Raw genomic sequence first — 21,225 nt, 5'->3', positions numbered from 1 at the left:
CGATTATTTTTGATTTAGAATGTCCCGGTCGCGTCCACGCCGTGAAATATACAGGGTTCTGATAATTGCGGCGATGACGCCGAGAGCAAAGCCGCCGATCAAACCGACGAGAATTTGCTTCAAGCTGTTTGCAGATACCGGGGAGTGCGAAGCGTAAATTGGGGATAAAAGCGTCGCAGGCTGGTTCAATTGCAGCCGCGAATTCAGATTCATAATTTTCTCGCGAAGAAAATTGGAATCATCCCGCGTAGCCAGATAGATCGCCTTCTCCCAGTCCGAACCTTGCGATGACTCTATCAATTTCAAATTGTCTGCAAGTTGATTTTCGCTGGCAGCAATTTCCGCCTTGATGCTGTCGTTGCTCTGCGAGGCCAAGGACGATTGCTGCTCTTGGATTTGCTGCACAACCGCCGTCACACAGCGCTCCGCAAATTCCGACGTGGGTGCACTGAAAGATACCGATATCACATCATCGGGCGTTGTCGGAGCTGTAATCCTCACGCTTCGTGCCAATTGCTCGCGTGTCGCAGTACCTCCCTCAAAACAGCTGGAGGCGAGCTTCAAGTCGAAAGCAGCTGGTGAACGCATCCGGAACAAGAAGCGATCCCGCGGTTCGATTGGAACTGTCACTATGGCTCCGTCGGGCCCAGGCCTGCTGACCTTCGCAAGAACAAGTTGAGCCGATGCCTCGTAAACCGCTGGTGCTTTGCCTGTAAAAACAGTTGCCCCTATGAGGCCGATGATCGTGAATGCACCAATCACGAGAGCATTTCTCTTGAGGAAGGAAGCCAAAACGAAGAGATTTATTTCTTCATCAAACCGCTTCTCGTACATGATGGCTCCCGATAACGTTCACAAACCAGAACCCGAACGGAGTACAACTCGTTCGGAACGCATGATCCGCTTCAAGCGTATCCTCGCGCTTAAGTCAATGTTCAAAACATCTGGTCGCGCGCCGGTAGCGCTTGTTCTCAACATCGCACAACAAAATTTAAGGCAGCCTATAAAATTCCTAGCGTTGCTCGCCATTGGCCAGATCGGATCATGCAAACACCATCATCTGCTGCGGCACCACTGCCAGCATGCCCGCACGGCGGGCAGCGACATATCTAAGAAGCTGTTCCACCACTGTCGGCATGACGGGTTTTTGCACGACACCGAGCGCGCCGTGCACACCATCTACAACGGCTTCGGGATTGGCGGTCATGAAGACGACGGAAATGCCGTGGTCTTCCGCGAGCTGCCGGCCGATGTCAGGGCCGGTTGCGCCATCCGAGAGGTTGACGTCGACAAAGGCGATATCGGCGAGCGGTGCGAGCCTGAGAGCTCCTTCGCGATCCGATGCCAAGCCCGCGACATGCACGCCCATGTCCTCGATCGTCGTTTCGAGATCGAGGGCTATCAGCAGTTCGTCTTCGACAATCAGCACTCGCTGTTCCATGAGATGTTCCCGTTGCCAGCTACGCATGACATTCGTGGCCATACAGATCCCCTTTACGCTTTACCGAGGAGACTCCGCTTCGTGAAAGGCAGATTGCTTCCACGAGGCTCGCAGCTTAAACGGGCGATGCGACGATATGTTCCGGCATGAAACGCAGTATTTCTCAATTAAACTTTTGTTAATATTGATAAATTCTTAAAATGCCGAGAAGTTATAGTAAAGGCGGCGACTTTAGCCGCCTTTTGAAATTTCGGTTTGAGGGACCTCTCAACCCTTGGCCTTCAGCACCAGAACCGGGTCCTGGCTGTAATCAGCCGGGAAGATCTGCTTCAGGTTTTCGATCTTCGGTAGGTCGTTATAGACGATATAGGGGTAGGTCGGGTTCAGCGTCAGGAAATCCTGGTGATACTGCTCGGCCGGATAGAAACCGGTATAGTCGGTGATCCTGGTGACGATCGGCTGTTTGAAGACATGCGCCTTTTCGAGCTGGGCGATATAGGCTTCGGCGACCTTGCGCTGTTGCGGGTCGGAGATGAACAGCGCCGAGCGGTATTGGGTGCCCTGGTCCGGTCCCTGGAAATTGAGCTGCGTCGGGTTGTGCGCGACCGAAAAGAAGACCTGCAGGAGCTTGCCGTAGCTCACCTCCTTCGGATCGAAGGTTACTTTGACGGATTCGGCGTGGCCCGTCGTACCGGTGCTGACCGTTTCGTACTGGGCGGTTGCGGCTTCGCCGCCGGCATAGCCGGACACGGCGCTTTTGACGCCCTTCACGTGCTGGAAAACGCCCTGGACGCCCCAGAAGCAGCCGCCGGCGAAGACGGCCGTTTCAGTGCCGGACTTGCCCGCCTCGTCGACGGCAGGCGCTGGAATGACGACGGCATCTTCCGCCGCCTGGGTGGCGACGGAACCGAGGCCGAGCGCAAGGGCTGCCGTTGCGAAAAGCGCGGCAAGAACCTTGCCTGATGTGGAAATGGACATGGGGGCTACCTCCGGGAACAAACCGGAGAAATCCTTGCCGATCGACGAAAAAGCCGCAAATCACAAGCTGTTCACTCACGCCGATGTGACGATTGCACGAAAGCCAATGTGCGAAACCTGAACAGGCCGGAAGGTGAGTTGACAATTCCCTGGGGAGTGGGGACAGTGCCGCCCGGCTCAGAGCCAGCATCCGGGGGGAACCAATGTCTGTGCGCTCGTTCTTCGCTTTTTCCGTCATCGTTGTATCTATGATTTTTGCGGGCCTGTCGGCTTCTGCAGCCGACGCCAAGCGCGACATCGTTACCGTCAAGGACGCGGATTATTTCGGCTTTGACCTGCGCACGGAACAGAACCTGTCGCTCGATCAGTGCAAGGCCGCCTGTGTCGGCGACAAGAGCTGCAAGGCCTTCACCTATAATCCAAAGGTGAAGTGGTGCTTCCTGAAATCCGACTTCAAGACGATGAACGCGGCTCCCGGCGCGATTGCCGGCCGGATCGTGGAGACGGTCGCTGCGGCCGCGCCGCAGGAACCGGACATTGGTGCAGCCCCTCGCCTGCCCTTCCTTTCCAATGACCTTGTCCAGCAAGCGCGCAATTTTCGCAACGATCTTGCGCTCGCCGACGATCAACAGGGCCAGGGCGTCGACAGCCTGACGGCGGGCGCCCGCCTGGATCTCACCGGCGGCAATCTCTCCGATGCGCTGAAGGCCTTCCATGGTGCCTTGTCGATCACCCCCGACGACGGTGATCTCTGGATCGAGACGGCCCGCGCGGCGACCTCGCTCGGCGCGCCGGACAGCGGCATCTTCGGTCAGGCGGTGATAGATGCGCTGAACGGCTATCAGCTGACGCGCACCACCGGCAAGCGTGCGGATGCATTGGCCGTGCTTGCCAAGGCGCTGGAAAAGAACGCCAATTACCGCGATGCGTTGAATAGCTACAAGGCGAGCCTTGCGCTCGCCAGCGCCAGGGACGTGCAGGCAGACTACCTGCAGCTCAAGCAGACACAGGGCTTCCGGATCACCGAACATACCGTCGATGCCGACAGCGCCACGCCGCGCGCCTGCGTCACCTTCTCCGAAGCGCTGGTCAAGACTGTCGACTATACGCCTTTCGTGACGCTGAACGGCGAGGCACCCAAGGCGCTGGAGGCCAAGGACAAGCAGATCTGCGTCGAGGGCCTGACCCATGGCGAGACCTACAAGATCGGCTTCCGCACCGGCCTGCCCTCCTCCGTCGACGAGGTTCTTGAGGCGCCTGTGACAATCGACGTCTATATCAAGGATCGCAGCCAGATGGTGCGCTTTACCGGTGACAGCTTCGTGCTGCCGTCGACGGCGCGCCGCGGCATCCCGATCGTCTCCGTCAATATGGCCTCTGCCAACCTGAAGCTCTACCGCATCGGTGATCGCGGCATCGCACCGCTCCTGACTGCCTCGCAATTCCTGACACAGCTCGACGGTTACAGCGCCCAGAATATTGCCGACCAGAGCGGCGAGCTCGTCTGGCAGGGATCGATCGAGATCGCCAACGAACTCAACAAGGACGTCGTCACCTCCTTCCCGGTCGATGAGGCGCTGCCGGAGCGCAAGCCCGGCATCTATGTGATGGTCGCGACCCCGCCGACCGGTCCGGTTCAGGACTGGGATTCGCAGGCCACGCAATGGTTCCTCGTTTCCGATATCGGCATTACCACCTATGCCGGCACCGACGGGCTGAACGTCTTTGCCCGCTCGCTCGCCTCCGCCAAGCCGATGGCCGGCGTCGAATTGCAGCTGCTCGCCAAGAACAATGAAGTGCTCGGCACCGCTACGACCGATCAGGACGGCCGCGCCACCTTCGCGGCCGGTCTGATCCGCGGCACTGCCGCACTCACGCCCGCCGTCATCAGCGCCAAGAACGGCACGTCCGATTATGTCTTCCTCGACATGACACGCGCGGGTTTCGATCTTTCCGACCGTGGCGTCACCGGCCGTACCTCACCCGGCGCCATCGACGTGTTGCCCTTTACCGAGCGCGGCATCTACCGCGCCGGCGAGACAGTGCATGCGGCCGCCCTTGCTCGCGATACGGACGGCAACGCGATCGAGAACCTGCCGCTCACCTTCATCTTCTCGCGGCCGGATGGCGTGGAAGACCGGCGCATCGTCAGCCAGACGAGCAATCTCGGCGGCTATGTGGTCGACCTGCAAACGCAGGAAAACGCCATGCGCGGCACCTGGACGATGAACGTCCATACGGATCCGAAGGGCTCGCCGATCGCCACGAAGACCTTCTTGGTCGACGATTTCGTGCCCGATCGCACTGACCTGGAGATCAAGACCGATTCCAGGGAGATCGGAACGGATACGGCAGCCACGATCACGATGTCCGGCAAATATCTATACGGCGCACCAGCCGCCGGCCTGACCATCGAAGGTGACGTTGTCGTCAAGCCGACGCGCGAGAATGCTGCCTATCCCGGCTACCAGTTCGGCCTTGCCGACGAGGAAGCGAGCGAGGATTCGCGCCAGACGATCGACGGCCTGCCGGAGCTCGACGAGAATGGCGAGGCCTCGACGGATCTGACGATTGGCGAGCTGCCGGCCACGACGCAGCTCCTCAATGCCACCGTCTACCTGCGCATGCAGGAGCCGGGTGGGCGGGCCATCGAGCGTTCGCTCGAGATTCCGGTCAAGACGGATCAGGCAGCGATCGGCATCAAGCCGGAATTCGATGGCGACCTGCCGGAGAATGCGCTGGCGAATTTCACTGTGATCGGCCTTGATACACAGGGCCAGAAGCAGGAAATGAAAGGGCTGCGCTGGAAATTCTACAAGCTTAGGCGCGATTACCAGTGGTACCGCGAAGGCACAGCCTGGAAATACGAACCCACCTATACGCCCGAAGAGGTCGCCTCGGGCTCGGTGGATGCAACGGCTGCCAATGGCGGCAAGATCCAGGCACCTGTCAACTGGGGTCGCTACCGGCTCGAGGTGGAAAGTCCGAACGCTGACGGCCCGACCTCCAGCGTCGAGTTCGATGCCGGCTGGTTCGTCGCCTCGACATCGACGGAAACGCCCGATGGCCTCGAGATCGCTCTCGACAAGGACAGTTATAAGGTCGGCGAGACGGCCAAGCTGAAAGTCACGTCGCGTTATGGCGGCGAGCTTATGATCACGGCCGGCACGGAAAAGCTTATTGCCGTTGAGAACGCCACGATGAGCGAAACCGGTGGCGAGGTCGATATTCCCGTTACCGCAGACTGGGGGGCCGGCGCCTATGTGACCGCCACCCTCTTCCGCCCGGGCGATTCCCTCGACACGCATATGCCGGCGCGCTCGATCGGCATCAAATGGCTGAAGGTCGATCCGGCCGATCGCGCGCTGCAGGTCAAGATCGACACGCCGCAACAGATGCTGCCGCGCGGACCGCTCGATATCGGCCTGCAGGTGACAGGTGCCGGCGCGAACGAGGAGGCCTATGTCACGGTTGCCGCCGTCGATGTCGGCATCCTCAATCTGACGCGCTATGAACCGCCGAACCCTGAGGACTGGTATTTTGGCCAGCGCCAGCTCGGCCTCGAGATCCGCGACCTCTACGGCCGGCTGATCGACGGATCGCTGGGCGCGACCGGCAAGCTGCGTACCGGCGGTGATGGCGGTGCCATCGCGCTGCAGGCAAGTCCGCCGACGCAGAAGCTCATCGCCTTCTTCTCAGGTCCGGTCAGGCTCGATGCCGAAGGCAAGGCGAAGGTCAGTTTCGATATTCCCCAGTTCAACGGCACGGCGCGTGTCATGGCAGTCGCCTGGACGAAGACCGGTGTCGGCCATAGCGCCAGGGACGTCATCATCCGCGATCCTGTCGTCGTCACGGCAAGCCTGCCGAAATTCCTGGCACCAGGGGACAAGGCCAATCTGCGCCTCGACATTGCCAATACCGATGCACCGGCAGGTGATTACAAGCTGACGCTGACCGGCAACAAGGCGCTTAGTATCGACGGACCTGCCGAGCAGACCCTGAAGCTTGGCGCCGGCGCCAAGTCCGACCTGACGCTGACACTGGTCGGCGGCGAGCCAGGCGACGGCCACGTTGCGATCAACCTGTCCAATGATCAGGGCCTGTCGCTCGACCAGGTGGTGGATGTGCCGGTGCGGCCATCCTCGCTGCCGGTGACCGAACGACGCGTCATTGCGCTTGCACCCGGCAAGAGCCTGACGATCGACAAGAACCTGTTGGCTGACAGCGTGCTTCCGGGCGCTTCTATCGCAGTCAGCGTCACGCGCTCGGCCGCCTTCGACATCCCGGCACTGCTGATGACGCTCGACCGCTATCCCTTCGGCTGCGCCGAGCAGACGACGAGCCGCGCACTGCCGCTGCTCTATCTGGCCGAGGTCGCCAAGCAGGCGGGCATGGAGCAAACCGATGACGACATCCACAAGCGGGTGCAGGATGCGATCTACCGCGTGCTTTCATATCAGGCCTATGCTGGAAGTTTCGGCCTGTGGGGGCCGGATTCCGGCGATCTCTGGCTTGATTCCTACGTCACGGACTTCCTGACGCGGGCCCGCGAACAGAAATATGACGTTCCGGATCGCGCCCTGGTGCAGGCGCTCGAAAACCTGCAGAACTCGCTCTCCTACACGACCGACGTGAAAGGTAAGGGCGATGAGATCGCCTATGCTCTCTATGTGCTCGCGCGCAACAAGAAGGCCGCCGTCAGCGACCTTCGCTACTATGCCGACACAATGATCAACGACTTCCCGACGCCGCTTGCCAAGGCCCATATCGCTGCGGCGCTGGCGCTCTACGGCGATGCAACGCGCTCGAAGAATATCTTCGTCGATGCGCTGCAGATGTCGAAACAGTCGATGGTGACCCGCGTGAACTTCTCGCGCACCGATTATGGCTCTGTCCTGCGCGATGGCGCGGCGATCCTGGCGCTCGCCGCCGAAAGCCGCCCCGTTCCGCCGGTCATTCCGGAACTCGCCAAGGCGGTCGCGCGGGAATGGGATCGCAGCAAATATACGAGCACCCAGGAACAGGCCTGGATGCTTCTGGCAGCGCGCGCCCTCCAGAACGGCGACGACGATTTGAAGGTCAACGTCAACGGGGCCGAGCGGACCGGCGCTTATATGGCGAAAATGACCGGCGATGCTCTGATCGACCATCCGCTGACATTGACGAGCGCGACGAGTGACACGGTCTCGGCCGTCATCACCACGGTTGCCGCCCCCGTCAAGCCGCTGCCGGCGGGCGGCACCGGCTTTACCATCGAGCGGACCTATTACACGCTGGATGGCGAGGAGGCCAATGTCAGCGAAGCGCAGCAAAACGAGCGTTATGTCGTCGTCCTGCATGTGACCGAGCAGAACGACTGGGCCTCGCGCATCGTCATCACCGATCTCCTGCCGGCCGGCTTCGAGATCGACAATCCAAGCCTCGTCGACAGCGCCCAGATGACGAATTTCGACTGGGTCGGCGAGATATCGCCCGCCCATACGGAATTCCGTTACGACCGTTTCGTCGCCGCCTTCAACCGCGACGAAAATTCAGCACGTGATTTCAACGTCGCCTACGTCGTGCGCGCCGTGACACCCGGCGTCTACGATCATCCGGCGGCGACTGTCGAGAACATGTACCGTCCCGATATGTCCGCCCGCACGGCGACCGGCAAGATGGAGGTCGTTGCGGCTCAACAATGAGGCGGTGGCAAAAGTTTGCAATCGGGACTGCGGCCGGCATCATCATTGCCGGTGCAGGCCTTTTTGCGCTCGAAGCCGCCGACCGCGCCTATCCGCCGCCACTCAATGAGGCAGAGGCGGTCTCGCCCGAAGTGCTGGATGCGGACGGGCAATTGCTGCGTGCCTTCGCGACAGCCGAGGGACGCTGGCGGCTGAAGACGGACGTTTCCGACGTCGATCCACAATTCGTCCGCATGCTGGTAGCTTATGAAGATCAGCGCTTCTACGAGCATGCCGGCATCGATGTCTGGGCACTCGGGCGCGCGGCGCTGCAATTCGTCAGCAATGGCCGCATCGTTTCCGGCGCCTCTACGCTCTCCATGCAGGTGGCAAGGCTGATCGAGCCACGCGAGAGCCGGTCGTTCTCGGCAAAGCTCCTGCAAATCGCGCGCGCAGTGCAGATCGAGCGGCGGCTTTCGAAAGAACAGATCCTCGATCTCTATCTCACCCATGCGCCCTACGGCGGCAATCTGGAAGGCGTGCGCGCTGCAAGCCTTGCCTATTTCGGCAAGGAGCCGAAGCGGCTGACCGTCGCGGAAGCGGCGCTACTGGTCGCGTTGCCGCAACTGCCCGAGAAGCGCCGGCCGGATAGAAACCTGAAGGCGGCCGAGGCGGCGCGCAAGCGGGTGCTCGACCGTATCGCCGTGGCCGAAGTGGTCGGCGATGGCGAGGCCGAGCGCGCCGAGGGTGTTGCGATTCCTGCCCGCAGGCTGCAGCTTCCGACGCTTGCTGCCCATGTCGCGGAAGCGGCACTGCGCAAGGATCCGAAAGCGATCCAGCACCAGACGACGCTGAAGAAGCAGGTTCAGACCGGCCTCGAATCCGTCGCCCGTGCAGCAACGATGAAGCTTGGGCCGAAGCTGTCGCTCGCCATGGTGATGGCGGATGCCGAAACCGGTGAGATCGTCGGAGAGGTGGGGTCGGCCGATTATTTCGACGCAAGCCGCTCCGGCTGGATCGACATGACGCGCGTCAACAGATCACCCGGCTCGACGCTCAAACCCTTTATCTATGGCCTTGCGTTCGAGCAGGGGCTGGTGAGCCAGGAAACCATCATCGAGGATCGGCCGGCCGACTTCTTCGGCTACCGGCCGCGCAATTTCGACATGAGCTACCAGGGCGATGTGACCGTGCGCGAGGCCCTGCAGCTCTCCCTCAACGTGCCGGCCGTCAAGCTGCTCGATGCGGTCGGTCCGTCTCGCCTCATGGTACGTTTCCGGCGCGCCGACGTTCGTCCGGTCTTGCCGCCGAACGAGACGCCCGGTCTGGCGATCGGCCTCGGCGGCCTCGGCATCACGCTGAAGGATCTCGTGCAGCTCTATACGGCGCTTGCCAATCGCGGCCAGCCGGTCAGGATCGGAGACGGCGTGACGAACGCGCCGGGCAAGATCGACGGCGAGCCGCTGCTGGAGCCGGTTGCTGTCTGGAATGTCGCCGACATACTTTCGGGAGTCATACCGCCGGCAGGCGCACCCCAGCGCGGCATCGCCTACAAGACGGGCACGAGCTACGGCTATCGCGATGCCTGGTCGGTCGGTTACGACGGGCGCTACGTGCTCGGCGTCTGGGTTGGACGGCCCGATAACAGCGCCGTACCCGGTTTGACGGGTTATGGTACGGCCGCACCCATCCTCTTCGAAGCTTTGGCTAAATCCGGTATCGCCACGACACCGCTGCCGCGCCCGCCGGCAGGCGCCTTGCGCATTGCCCAGACCGATCTGCCGATCAGCCAGCGGCGTTTTGCCGTCAATGCCAACGGGCTGCTGGTCACGTCCGGCCGCGAGCCCTCACCGCAGATCGTCTATCCACCCGAAGGCGCCCATGTCGATCTTGGGGCGAAGGCGGGCGATCTTACGCCGCTGATGCTAAAGCTGCAGGGCGGCCGGGCGCCTTTCCGCTGGCTTGCCAACGGCAAGCCGCTGCCCGATCTTTCGCGCCGGCGCACGCAGAGCTGGATGCCTGACGGCGGTGGTTATTCCAAGCTGACGGTGATCGATTCGATGGGCCGGGCGGCCAGCGTCGGTGTCTTTGTGGACTAAGCGGAACAAAAACGCTTCGCAACCGTTGGAAGATGTCCCCTCCAAACGGCAAAAACGACCCCATGACGCTTCCCTCCGCGACCTACCGGGTCCAGTTCCGCAACGGCATGACCTTTGATCGCGCCTGCGGGCTTGTCCCGTATCTGAAGTCGCTCGGCATCAGCCACCTCTATGCCTCGCCGGTCTTCACGGCCACCAGCGGATCGACGCATGGCTACGATGTGACCGACGCCAACGAAATCGATCCGGACCTAGGCGGAAGGGCGGGCTTCGATCGCCTGACTGAGACGCTGTCAGAGGCAGGCATTGGTCTGATCCTCGACATCGTGCCGAACCATATGGCCGCCTCCCTTGAGAATGCCTGGTGGCGGAGCGTCCTGGAATTCGGCAAGCATAGCCCGTTTGCTGGCTATTTCGACATAGACTGGGGCGAGCGGCTGACCTTGCCCCAACTCGGCAATGGCTTCGATGAGAGCGTCGCTGCGGGCGAACTGGCGATCACCGTCGATGAGACCTATGGCAATCTGGCGATCAGCTATTATGGCACCTGCTTTCCCCTCAGCATGGAAAGTTATCCGCTGCTCGCTGCAGAACTGGATGATCCCGATCTCGCCCGGATGGCGGAACTGACGGTCTCGGTCGATGGCAATGACCTTCATCGCAGCCTGCGCGATATGATCTTCGAAGCCGGCAATCTCACCAACCTGAGCGGAAAGCTCGGAGAGCTTTCTAAAGACCATGCCTTCATGACGCGGCTGCACGGAATACAGCACTGGCGCCTTCAGCGCTGGCAGGAGGCTTCGGAGCACCTGAGTTATCGGCGGTTTTTTGAGGTGACCGGACTGGTCGGCCTGCGGGTGGAGGACATGAATGTCTTCGAAGAGACCCACCGGCTGGTTCTCGATCTCGTGCGTCAGGGCCAGGTGCAGGGCCTGCGCATCGACCATATCGACGGGCTGGCGGAACCGACAGCCTATCTCGACCGCCTGCGGGAAGCAGTCGGCGTGGACACCTATATCGTCGTCGAAAAGATCCTGGGCCCGGGTGAGGAATTGCCCGCAGACTGGCCAGTGCAGGGAACCACCGGCTACGAGTTCATCGCCGCCTTGAGCGGGCTTTTCGTCGACGGCAATGGTTTACAGAGGCTGGACGAAGCCTATCGCCGCCTGGCGGATGGCCATGGCGATTTTGAAATCGGGCGGCAAACAGCAAAGCGGCTGATGGTCGAGCAGAATTTCGCCGGCGAGACGGCCCGACTTGCGCGCATTGCAGCCGGCCTCTTCCCCGAACTGTCTGGGGATGAATTAACCGGGGCGATCCGCGCGCTTCTGATCGCCTTTTCCGTCTACCGCACCTATGGGGCTAATGGACCACTCGATGCTAGGGATGCGGATCTCCTGAAAAAAGCCGAGATGGCGGCCGCCGGGCATCTGGACTATGCGCAGCCGCTGCAAAGCGTCGCAGCCATCCTTAGAGGCGCGGTCGACAACGAGGCGGCCCGCGAATTCCGTCTCCGGTTCCAGCAGCTCTCCGGCCCCGTCATGGCAAAGGCAATGGAGGATACGCTTTTCTATCGCTACAACCGGCTGCTGGCGGTGAACGAGGTTGGCGGCGAACCGGATCATATGCCTGGCGGTGTCGAGGCGTTTCACCAACTCATGCACGAGCGCGCTCGCTCCCAGCCCGCAGGGCTTTCGGCGACATCGACGCATGACACAAAGCGCGGCGAGGATGCTCGGGCGCGGCTTTATGCTGTGAGCGAAGGCGCCGGCGTCTTTGCCAACGCTGTCGAACATTGGCGCAGGCTGAACGAAAGCCATTGCATTGCACTGCCGGATGGCGAAGCGCCCGAACCCAATCTGGAGTGGATGCTCTATCAGGCACTTGCCGGCGCCTGGCCCGAGGATTTCGACCGCCATCATGCCGATGCGCTGCGCGAACGGTTCACCGCCTTTGCGGAAAAGGCCATTCGCGAAGCCAAGCTGCGCACCGACTGGACTGCGCCGAACAAAGAGTATGAGGAGGCGGTCCATACCTATGCAGCCGGGCTCCTCTCACCCGACAACGATGTCTTCACCGAGGATTTCGCTCGCGTTCTGCAACCCTTCATCGAAGCCGGCTATATGAACAGCCTGTCGCAGACGCTGATCAAGCTGACGGCGCCGGGTATCCCGGATATCTATCAGGGAGCGGAAGGCTTCGACTTCAGTTTCGTCGATCCCGATAACAGGCGCCTGCCGGATTTCGAGAGATTGGGCGGCTGGCTTGCCGAGGGCGGTGCGCTCGCGCGGCTGCAGGCCGCGGCATTGAAACAGCGCATCATCCAGATCGGCCTGGGGCTTCGGATGGAACGCGCCCGGCTTTTCACGGAAGGCGATTACCTGCCTCTTACAGTCAATGGTATCAGGAGCGATCATGTCGTCGCCTTTGCCCGCCTACATCACGAGAATTTCGCCATCACTGTCGTCCCGCGGCTGATGTTCGGCTGGCTTGATCCCGGCGTGCTCTTTGCCGGACCCGAATTCTGGGAGGATACGGCCATTCTTGTGCCCTCGCCCCTCCACGGCCTCAAGGCTGATCTCCTGACCGGCAAGATGCTGGAGCCAGGGACGACGATCTCGCTTGCCGCGCTTCTCGGGGACCAGCCGGCAGCATTGATCGTTCCCGCCTGACGGCAATCTTGAAAAATCTGAGCGGGCGAAAAAAAGATTGACCTTCCAGTTGCTGGAAGGTTCATAAGGCTGTCCGGATGCCACACAGGCACGAAAGGTACAGCTTTATGGACAGCAAGCACGATCATCATCACGACCACGATCATCTTGGGCATGGTCACGACCATCACGCCGACGGTGCGCAATGCAGTTGCGGCCACGATGAAAAGGCTGAAGACGTGGTGGTGCGCGATGCCGTCTGCGGCATGACGGTCGATCCGAAAGCCGGGAAACCTTCGCTCGATTACAAAGGTCACACCTATCACTTCTGCAGTGATGGCTGCCGCAAGAAATTCGAGGCGGCACCGCAGGATTATCTGACCGCCAGGGACCCGGTCTGCGGCATGACAGTAGACCGTTCGACCGCGAAACACTTCCTGAAGCATGAGGGCGAGAAGTTCTATTTCTGCTCGGCCGGCTGCAAGGCGAAGTTCGAGGCCGATCCCGAAACCTATCACCATGGCAAAAAGCCTGCGGCAGCCGCCATGCCGAAGGGTACGCTCTATACCTGCCCGATGCACCCCGAGGTCGTCAGTGACCATCCTGGCGACTGCCCGAAATGTGGCATGGCGCTGGAGCCGATGGGCATTCCGCCTGAAGACGAAGGTCCGAATCCGGAACTCTTGGATTTTATCAGGCGTCTATGGGTCAGTGCTGTCCTTTCAGTTCCTCTCCTGATCCTTGCCATGGGGCCGATGCTTGGCCTCTCGTGGCCGCGTGAAGCGCTTGGCGAGCCGCTGGCGAGCTATATCGAACTGCTGCTGGCAACACCCGTTGTCCTCTGGGCAGCCCTTCCATTCTTCCGCAGGGCATGGGCGTCGATCGTCAACCGCAGCCCCAATATGTGGACGCTGATCGGCCTCGGTGTTGGCACGGCCTACCTCTACAGCGTCGTGGCGACATTGGTGCCGGGGCTCTTCCCGCACAGTTTTAGCGGTCACGGCGGCTCCATCCCGGTTTATTTCGAGGCGGCCGCGGTCATCGTGGCCCTCGTCTTCGTCGGCCAGGTGCTGGAGTTGAAGGCGCGAGAACGCACCGGCTCAGCGATCCGCGCCCTGCTCGATCTTGCGCCGAAAACCGCGCGCCGTATCGATGCCGATGGCAGCGAGAGCGACGTGCCTGTCGATGAGATCAGGACCGGCGACCGGCTGCGCGTACGTCCCGGCGAACGCGTTCCGGTCGATGGCTCCGTCACCGAGGGGCAATCAACCGTCGATGAATCGATGATCACGGGCGAACCGCTACCGGTCGAAAAGACCAAGGGCGACGCACTAACCGGCGGCACGATGAACAAGAACGGCGCATTGATCATGACGGCCGAAAAGGTCGGTGCCGACACGACATTGTCGCGCATCGTCGACATGGTGGCGAAGGCGCAGCGTTCGCGCGCCCCGATCCAGGGCGCCGTGGACCGCGTTTCGGCGATCTTCGTGCCGGCGGTCGCGGCCGCCGCGATCGCAGCCTTCCTCGTCTGGTCCTTTGTCGGGCCGGAGCCGCGGCTGGCCAATGCGCTGCTCGCCGCCGTTGCCGTCCTGATCATCGCCTGCCCCTGCGCACTTGGGCTCGCAACACCGATGTCGATCATGATCGCCACTGGACGCGGTGCGCAGGAAGGCGTCCTGATCAAGGATGCCGAAGCGCTGGAGAGGTTTTCCAAGGTCGATACGTTGATCGTCGACAAGACAGGCACGTTGACCGAGGGCAAGCCTAAGCTGACCGATGTCGTTGTATCAGAAGGTGTCGAGCAAGATCATCTGTTGGCGCTCGCAGCAAGCCTCGAGCGTGGCTCCGAACATCCGCTCGCCGAGGCAATTGTTTCAGGCGCGGAGGAACGCGGTCTCACTTTCAACGATGTCACAGGCTTCGAGGCGAAGACCGGAAAGGGCGTGCACGGTACGGTGGGTGGCAGGTCAGTCGCACTTGGCAATGCCGCCATGCTCGCTGATCTCGGCATCGATCCGGCAGCGCTTTCGAACCAGACCGAAGCGCTGCGCGGCGAAGGCAAGACTGTCATGTTCGTCACCCTCGACGGTGCTTTGGCCGGCCTCGTCGCAGTCGCCGACCGCATCAAACCGACGACCGCAGCCGCAATCAAGGCGCTGCATGACAGTGGCCTGAAGATCATCATGGCGACCGGCGACAACAGGCGTACTGCCCTTGCAGTGGCGAAAAGCCTTGGGATCGACGAGGTTCGCGCCGACGTTCTGCCCGAGGACAAGAAAGCGCTGGTCGATGAACTGAGAGCAAGGGGCGCCGTCATTGCCATGGCCGGAGACGGGGTCAATGACGCGCCGGCGCTGGCAGCCGCCGATGTGGGGATCGCCATGGGCACCGGTGCCGATGTTGCGATGGAAAGCGCAGGCATTACCTTGGTGAAGGGGGATCTCAACGGGATCGTCCGCGCAAGGCGGCTGGCTGAGGCGACAATGCGCAACATCCGCCAGAACCTCGGCTTTGCCTTCGGCTATAACGCGCTCGGCATTCCTGTGGCGGCTGGCGTTCTCTATCCGATTTTCGGCCTGCTGCTCTCGCCGATGATCGCCGCCGCCGCCATGAGCCTGTCCTCGGTCTCCGTCATCGGCAATGCACTGAGGCTGAGGGTGGAAAAACTGTAAGGAGACAATCGATGAATATTGGCGAAGCCTCGGAACGCTCCGGCCTGCCTTCCAAGACCATCCGCTATTACGAGGATATCGGCCTGATCCGCCCCGACCGGGGCGGAAACGGCTACCGCGACTACGATGTCTCGGATGTACACAAGCTGCGCTTCCTGCAGCGTTCGCGCGGCCTCGGCTTCTCGGTGGAAGAATGCCGCCAGCTTCTGGCGCTCTATGAGGATAAGGGCCGCGCGAGCTCTGACGTCAAGGGAATTGCCGAGGCGAAGCTTTCGGAAATCGACCGGAAGATCCGCGAGCTGACAGAATTGCGACGCACGCTTGAGCATCTCGTTCATGCCTGCCACGGCAATGACCGTCCGGACTGTCCGATCCTCGAAGAACTCTCCGATAGCGCCGCCTGACGGCGCGGTGCGCCCTAGGTCCGCTAGGATTTCTCGTCTTCGCGGTGTCAGGAAAGCGGCGGCTGGTCCTTGCCAGCCGTGGGGCGCCGGTCTTGCTCCTCGGCTTCCTCGTCCTGCTCATCTTCGATGGTGGTGTCATCCAGCCGGTGCTTGATCGCCAGCGCATAGATGACGTCGAGGATATTGCGATCCTTCAGATGGGGATCGGTCAGCGCCAGCAATGAGGCGCGAACGATCTTCTTGCTGGAGGCCTTCGGGCAGCGCCTGCGGACAAAATCATAGAGCGCATCACCCACTAGGCCTTCCATGGCGCCGTCCACGAGAGCCTCGTAGACCCGCTTCTTCTCTTTCATATTCCATGTCCCGTACAAATCAGCGGGCACATAGTCTGTCATGGAATTGTCATAAACAACCGCCGACATGATGTGTCGACAATTGATCAGCTGTGCAATCGTGGATAAGTGCTATTTTTCGCTTTGTACTTCTTACCCGGGAAAGCTTGGGGGCCGGCTGGGCGGGATTACTCCACCAGGCCGGCCCGGCAGCCTATTCAGCCGCGAGCTGCAGTTTCAGGGCCGTGACGCCGACCGCCAGATTGACCCCGACATCGCCTTGAAGCGAAACGGGCTGCAGCGATACAGTCTTGCTCGTTCCACCGACCAGCACGTTGGCGCCGCCGCCGACACCCACACTGGCATCGGCCGTGACACCGGCATAATTGCCCTGCAGGCCGGCCACGGGTTCGCGCGTCGCATTGAAGACGAGCCAGACCATCCGGCCCTTTTCGACGGTGCCTACATCGAGACCGAAATCGGTGATCGTGCCCACATAATGCTGGCTGGAGTCATCGGAAGCGGTTGGCGTAAAAGTGCAGTCGAGATCCTGCTTGGAGCCGACGATGACGCCGATGCCCTTGGAAACGTCGCAATCCAGCTTGCCGACATCGGCCTCGGCGGCGTTTGCAACGACAGGGGCGGCCAGCATTCCGGCTGCCAGGAGGGAAAGAAGCGTGATTTTCATGATAGGTCCTGTCCGAGGTTTGAGCTTCGTCATCTGCGGCGCAGTTTGAATGGGAGCTGCTACCGCCGATGCCGTCGACGACAGCGCGCCGATCGAGCGCAAAACTAAGTGCGTCGCCGGACGGGGGAAAATTGCCCGCTGGTCTAGGCGGGCCAATACGTAAGTTTAGTTCCGCAGCCTCCGGTATCGGCGTATCTTCCTTTCATCGCCTGAAGCCTCCTCCCCCACAGGCGATAAAATCTCGGTTACGGCTTCCCGGTGTCCCTCCCCTCCGCCTGAAGCCACGGATTGCCCGAGGATCCGCAAATGGCCGCCTTCCGCAAACCGGAGGCGGCCTCTTTTTTTGCATTGCGCGATTGCCATCGCGATTGAAGCAGCATGTAAGAACGAAAACGCAAGTCCGGGCTTGGCCGGAAGCAGCCTAGACGTAGGTATGATTCAGCAACGCCGCATGCGCGACTAACCTTTCGACCATCCGGGAACGAAGCCGGTTCGATCATCAAGACGCGAGGTGCCGTCATGTATCAGGATTCGATTGATCACTTTGCCCAGTCGGGCGAAGAGAAAGCCGAAGAAGTCCGCAACCACTTTCCTGCCTTTCTGATCGGGGCGGCCATGGCCGGCGCCTATATCGGTTTCGGCGATATCATCATGTTCACCGCCGGCGCGCATGCCGATCCCGCCTGGGCGCATCTCGTGATGGGCATCGTCTTTTCCTCCGCCCTGACTATTGTCGTCTTTGCCGGCAGCGAGCTCTTTACCGGAACGGCCATGTACATGCCGCTCGCGGTGCTGACGCGGCGCAGCCGCATCTCGGATTTGCTGCTGGTTTGGATAGGTGCCTGGATCGGCAACCTGATCGGCGCCGTGGTGCTTGCGGGTCTCTTTCATCTCGCTGGCGGCGGCGTGCTTCTGGGCGACGGGAGCCAGGCGTTCTTTTCGACTGTCTCGGCCAAGATGTCAGCCGGATCGCTAGAGCTTCTCTCACGCGGCATTCTCTGCAACTGGCTTGTTTGCCTTGCCATCTGGATGGCGGGGCGTACGGAAAACGCTGCTGCCAAGATCATGCTGATCTTCTGGCCGATCACGATTTTCGTGGCCGCCGGCTACGAACACAGCGTCGCCAACATGTTCACTTTCTCAATGGCGCTCATGGGCGACCATCCCGCAAACATCACACTTGCTGCCGCCATTCACAATCTCGTCTGGGTCACGCTCGGCAACCTTATCGGCGGCGGCGTTTTCATGGCCCTTGGCTACTGGCTACAGGTCCATGGCACAGGTCACGTCTCCTTCATCCCGGCCCCGGTTCGCGTTCGGGCAAGGACTTCCACTGACCGTAGCAAAAAGTGAAGGCTGCCATGGCCAAGCAGATCACCATCACCAGTCTTAGTCCGTCCGAGCCCGCCCGCTCGCCTCCGCCACCGGAAGCTCCCGTTCCTCCGGCTGCGCCCTCCCCGGCAGCCGCAGGTTCGTTGAGACGGCTTGCCATCCCCCTCCTCGCCATCGCGCTCGTGGGTGGGGGAGTGGCTATCGTGACCATCGACTGGAACCGCTGGGTGGCAGGTGCATCGCATCAATCGACTGACGATGCCGTGGTCAGCGCCGACGTCTCGACGCTGAGCGCCCAGATCAGCGGCATCGTCCAGAGCACCCCGGTCACGGACTATCAGAAGGTGACGAAGGGCCAGCTGCTCGCCGAAATCGACCCGCGGGAATTTGATGCTGCGGTCGCGGTCTCGAAGGCCAATCTTGCAGCTGCCAATGCATCGCTTGCCAATCTCGCAAACCAGATCGAACTGCAGAAGGCCGTCGTGCAGGTCGCTGAAGCGCAGAACGCATCAGCTCTTGCCCAGCAGACCCAGACAGAACAGGAGTTCCACCGTCAGACCAGCCTCGGCGGTGCGACCTCGCAACAGCTGCTGCAGCAGGCGCAGGCAGCCTATCTGCAGGCCCAGGCTTCGGTCAGATCGACGGCGGCCTCGATCGCGCAGCAAGAGGCACAGTTGAATGTTCTGAACGGGCAATCTCCGCTGCTGCAGGCTCAGGTAGATGCCACCCAAGCTTCGCTCGACACAGCCCTGATCCACCAGGGCTATGCCCGCATCTACGCGCCTTTCGATGGTGTCATCGGCCGCAGGCTCGTCCATGAAGGCGATTTCGTCGCAGCCGGCACCAGCCTCGTGTCTGAAGTTCCGCTTCCAAGCGTCTATATCACCGCAAATTTCAAGGAGACGCAGCTCTCACGGATCACACCAGGCCGATCTGCAGACGTTACCATCGACACGTTCCCGGGTCAGTTGCTGCATGGCAAGGTCATCGGCCTGTCGCCGGCAAGCGGCTCGATCTTTGCACTGCTGCCGCCCGACAATGCGACCGGAAACTACACCAAGGTCGTCCAGCGCGTCCCGGTCAAGATCGTCTTCGATCCCGGCCAGCCGCTGGTTGATAAGCTGAAGCCCGGAATGTCGGCCGTCGTGACCGTCGATACCAAGCCGGACCTGGAACAATGAGTGCGGCTCCGCGCGCCTTTGGTCCACTGACCAGCGGCACGACGACCAGCCATCCGCTTCTCATTGTCACGGCCCTGTTGCTCGCCTCTTTCGTCGTCGGCTTCGACACGCGTGTCTTTGCCGTGGGCCTGCCCGATCTTCGCGGCGCCTACTCGCTTGGCTTCGACGAAGCCTCATGGCTCAGCACCGTCGCCAACGCACCGCAGATCCTCATTTCATCGGCCGTCGCCTGGCTCGTTACCGTATTCGGCGTGCGACGGGTCATGATCCCGACGACCCTGGTCTATGCCTGCATTTCGCTCGTTATTCCCATGGTCCATGACGGCGCGATGCTCTTTGTGCTGCATGCGGCAAGAGCCCTTTTGCTCGGCGTCTTCATCCCGGCCACCATCATGGTGATCTTTCGCAATCTCGACATGAGGTACTGGCTGATCGGCCTTTCGATCTACGCGCTTCGCGTTCCGCTGTCGCAGAATCTCGGCTTCGTGCTCGTCGGCATCTATGACGACTATCTCGGCTGGCAGTGGGCCTATTGGCAGGATGTGATCGTCACACCGATCATCGCCCTTCTCCTCATCATCGGCGCCCCCAGGGAAGAGATCAATTTAAGCCTGCTCAAGGACGCCGACTGGGGCGGCATGATGCTGCTCGGATGCTCGATGACGATGATTTATGTCGGTCTCGATCAGGGTAACCGGCTGGACTGGTTCAATTCCGGCGTTGTCACATCGCTGCTGGCAGGCGGTACCATTCTCTTCATCGGCTTCCTCATCAACGAGAGCGTCGTTGCCAATCCCTGGGCGCATGCGAGCGTGATCCTGTCGCGCAATATCGGTATCGGCTACGCGATCATCATCGCCTTCACCTTTGCCAGTTCCGGCGCTTCGATTGCCATTCCGGGCTTTCTGCAAACGGTCGTCGGATTGCGGCCGATCGCCATCTCTGAACTCTACATTTTCGGTGCGGTCATCCCGGTCTTTCTATTCATTGCATTAGCGATCTTCCTGCTGCGCCGGATCGACGCGCGCCTCTGCATCATGATGGGACTGAGCGCGATGGCGCTCGGCTCGCTGCTGGGATCAAATCTCACAACCATATGGGCACCCCTTAACTTCCTGCCGGTTGTGCTCCTCCATACGGCGGGGCAATCCTTTGCCTTCTTCGCGACGGTCGTCTACCTGATTGCCAATTCCGACCCGAAACGCTCGACGGCGGTATCCGCTTATATCCAGGTGATCCGGCTCGGTAGCGTCGAGCTGGCGCTAAGTCTTTTGAACACCTGGCTTCGACAGCGCGAGCAGTATCATTCCAACATCCTGACCGGGCCGATCTCGGGATCGTCGATCAATCTTCACGGTGTCCTGGCAAAGCTGGAGACGCTGTTCGGGACGAGCCATCGCGGCAGTCTCCAAGCCCTCTCGGCAGTTGCGGCTGATATCCGTGCGCAGGCAAACGTGCTTGCCTATGCCGATATGTTCGTCCTGTCTTTCTGTTCCGCGATCGCCGGGCTTGCCCTTGTGGCCTGCATGGGCGCCCTGCCCTTCGGACCGCTGCATCCCGATTTCCGCAAGAACCCGCCGGCGGCCGGTGCGAATCCGGTCACAGCCCGCTGACCGGGTAACACCCAATCTGGCTTTGAACAGGTGCAGAGAACCGGTTCGAATGCCTTTTCGCGCCGGTTCTTCTGCGTGCCGCCGCCACCCGGATGCGGGAGCGTATACCTAAGGGGAACGGCAACTAGACCTGCGTATAGATGCGCCAATGCTCGCCCGGACGTAGCC

13 protein-coding genes are annotated in these 21,225 nt (G+C 61.1%); 8 read left to right on the top strand and 5 right to left on the bottom strand.

The window, feature by feature from the left end; all coding sequences use genetic code 11:
- Positions 1-3 precede the first annotated feature (3 nt).
- From FHX06_RS12220 to msrA, 3 genes are all read right to left on the bottom strand, one after another.
- Positions 4-834 (bottom strand): Wzz/FepE/Etk N-terminal domain-containing protein, encoded by an 831-nt coding sequence (locus tag FHX06_RS12220; RefSeq protein WP_113209513.1) that lies wholly within the window; start codon positions 832-834, stop codon positions 4-6.
- A 208-nt stretch (positions 835-1,042) separates the two neighbouring features.
- Positions 1,043-1,483, bottom strand: coding sequence for a response regulator (locus tag FHX06_RS12215; RefSeq protein ID WP_183879457.1), 441 nt, complete (start codon positions 1,481-1,483; stop codon positions 1,043-1,045).
- A 225-nt stretch (positions 1,484-1,708) separates the two neighbouring features.
- Positions 1,709-2,419: a peptide-methionine (S)-S-oxide reductase MsrA gene (gene msrA, locus FHX06_RS12210; protein WP_112541358.1), complete on the bottom strand. Its 711-nt coding sequence runs from the start codon at positions 2,417-2,419 to the stop codon at positions 1,709-1,711.
- Between the two features lie 203 nt (positions 2,420-2,622).
- On the opposite strand from msrA, the gene FHX06_RS12205 reads away from it, so the two are divergent.
- The 5 genes from FHX06_RS12205 (at position 2,623) to cueR (ending at position 15,911) form a co-directional block, all read left to right on the top strand.
- Positions 2,623-8,103, top strand: coding sequence for an alpha-2-macroglobulin family protein (locus tag FHX06_RS12205; RefSeq protein ID WP_183879455.1), 5,481 nt, complete (start codon positions 2,623-2,625; stop codon positions 8,101-8,103).
- The gene (pbpC, locus tag FHX06_RS12200; RefSeq protein ID WP_183879453.1) at positions 8,100-10,181 is read left to right on the top strand and encodes a penicillin-binding protein 1C; all 2,082 of its coding nucleotides are present in this window, start codon (positions 8,100-8,102) and stop codon (positions 10,179-10,181) included. The genes FHX06_RS12205 and pbpC overlap by 4 nt, the downstream gene beginning before the upstream one ends.
- Positions 10,182-10,243: 62 nt before the next feature.
- Entirely contained in the window at positions 10,244-12,853 is a 2,610-nt protein-coding gene (treY, locus tag FHX06_RS12195) for a malto-oligosyltrehalose synthase (RefSeq protein WP_183879451.1), read from the top strand.
- Between the two features lie 107 nt (positions 12,854-12,960).
- A complete protein-coding gene (locus FHX06_RS12190; RefSeq protein WP_183879449.1) occupies positions 12,961-15,507 on the top strand; it encodes a heavy metal translocating P-type ATPase in 2,547 nt (848 codons plus the stop codon).
- A gap of 11 nt (positions 15,508-15,518) precedes the next feature.
- A complete protein-coding gene (cueR, locus tag FHX06_RS12185) occupies positions 15,519-15,911 on the top strand; it encodes a Cu(I)-responsive transcriptional regulator (RefSeq protein WP_112541353.1) in 393 nt (130 codons plus the stop codon).
- Between the two features lie 47 nt (positions 15,912-15,958).
- Here cueR and FHX06_RS12180 read toward each other — a convergent pair whose 3' ends face one another.
- Together FHX06_RS12180 and FHX06_RS12175 are read right to left on the bottom strand one after the other, a co-directional pair.
- The gene (locus FHX06_RS12180; RefSeq protein WP_112541373.1) at positions 15,959-16,264 is read right to left on the bottom strand and encodes a hypothetical protein; all 306 of its coding nucleotides are present in this window, start codon (positions 16,262-16,264) and stop codon (positions 15,959-15,961) included.
- Positions 16,265-16,457: 193 nt separating this feature from the next.
- The gene (locus FHX06_RS12175; RefSeq protein ID WP_183879447.1) at positions 16,458-16,931 is read right to left on the bottom strand and encodes a DUF992 domain-containing protein; all 474 of its coding nucleotides are present in this window, start codon (positions 16,929-16,931) and stop codon (positions 16,458-16,460) included.
- A gap of 519 nt (positions 16,932-17,450) precedes the next feature.
- Between FHX06_RS12175 and FHX06_RS12170 the strand changes: the two genes are divergently transcribed.
- The 3 genes from FHX06_RS12170 to FHX06_RS12160 are packed head-to-tail and all read left to right on the top strand — an operon-like array spanning position 17,451 to position 21,057.
- Positions 17,451-18,284, top strand: a complete 834-nt coding sequence (locus FHX06_RS12170; protein WP_183879445.1) for a formate/nitrite transporter family protein — start codon at positions 17,451-17,453, stop codon at positions 18,282-18,284.
- Positions 18,285-18,292: 8 nt separating this feature from the next.
- The gene (locus FHX06_RS12165; protein ID WP_183879443.1) at positions 18,293-19,444 is read left to right on the top strand and encodes an HlyD family secretion protein; all 1,152 of its coding nucleotides are present in this window, start codon (positions 18,293-18,295) and stop codon (positions 19,442-19,444) included.
- The gene (locus tag FHX06_RS12160; RefSeq protein ID WP_183879441.1) at positions 19,441-21,057 is read left to right on the top strand and encodes an MFS transporter; all 1,617 of its coding nucleotides are present in this window, start codon (positions 19,441-19,443) and stop codon (positions 21,055-21,057) included. Before FHX06_RS12165 ends, FHX06_RS12160 begins: the two co-directional genes overlap by 4 nt.
- Positions 21,058-21,225: the final 168 nt, after the last annotated feature.

The organism is Rhizobium sp. BK512 (assembly GCF_014194915.1).
In the GTDB taxonomy this organism is placed as follows: domain Bacteria; phylum Pseudomonadota; class Alphaproteobacteria; order Rhizobiales; family Rhizobiaceae; genus Rhizobium.
The sequence above is the reverse complement of the archived record's forward strand: the minus strand, read 5'-3'. Positions and strand labels throughout refer to the sequence as shown.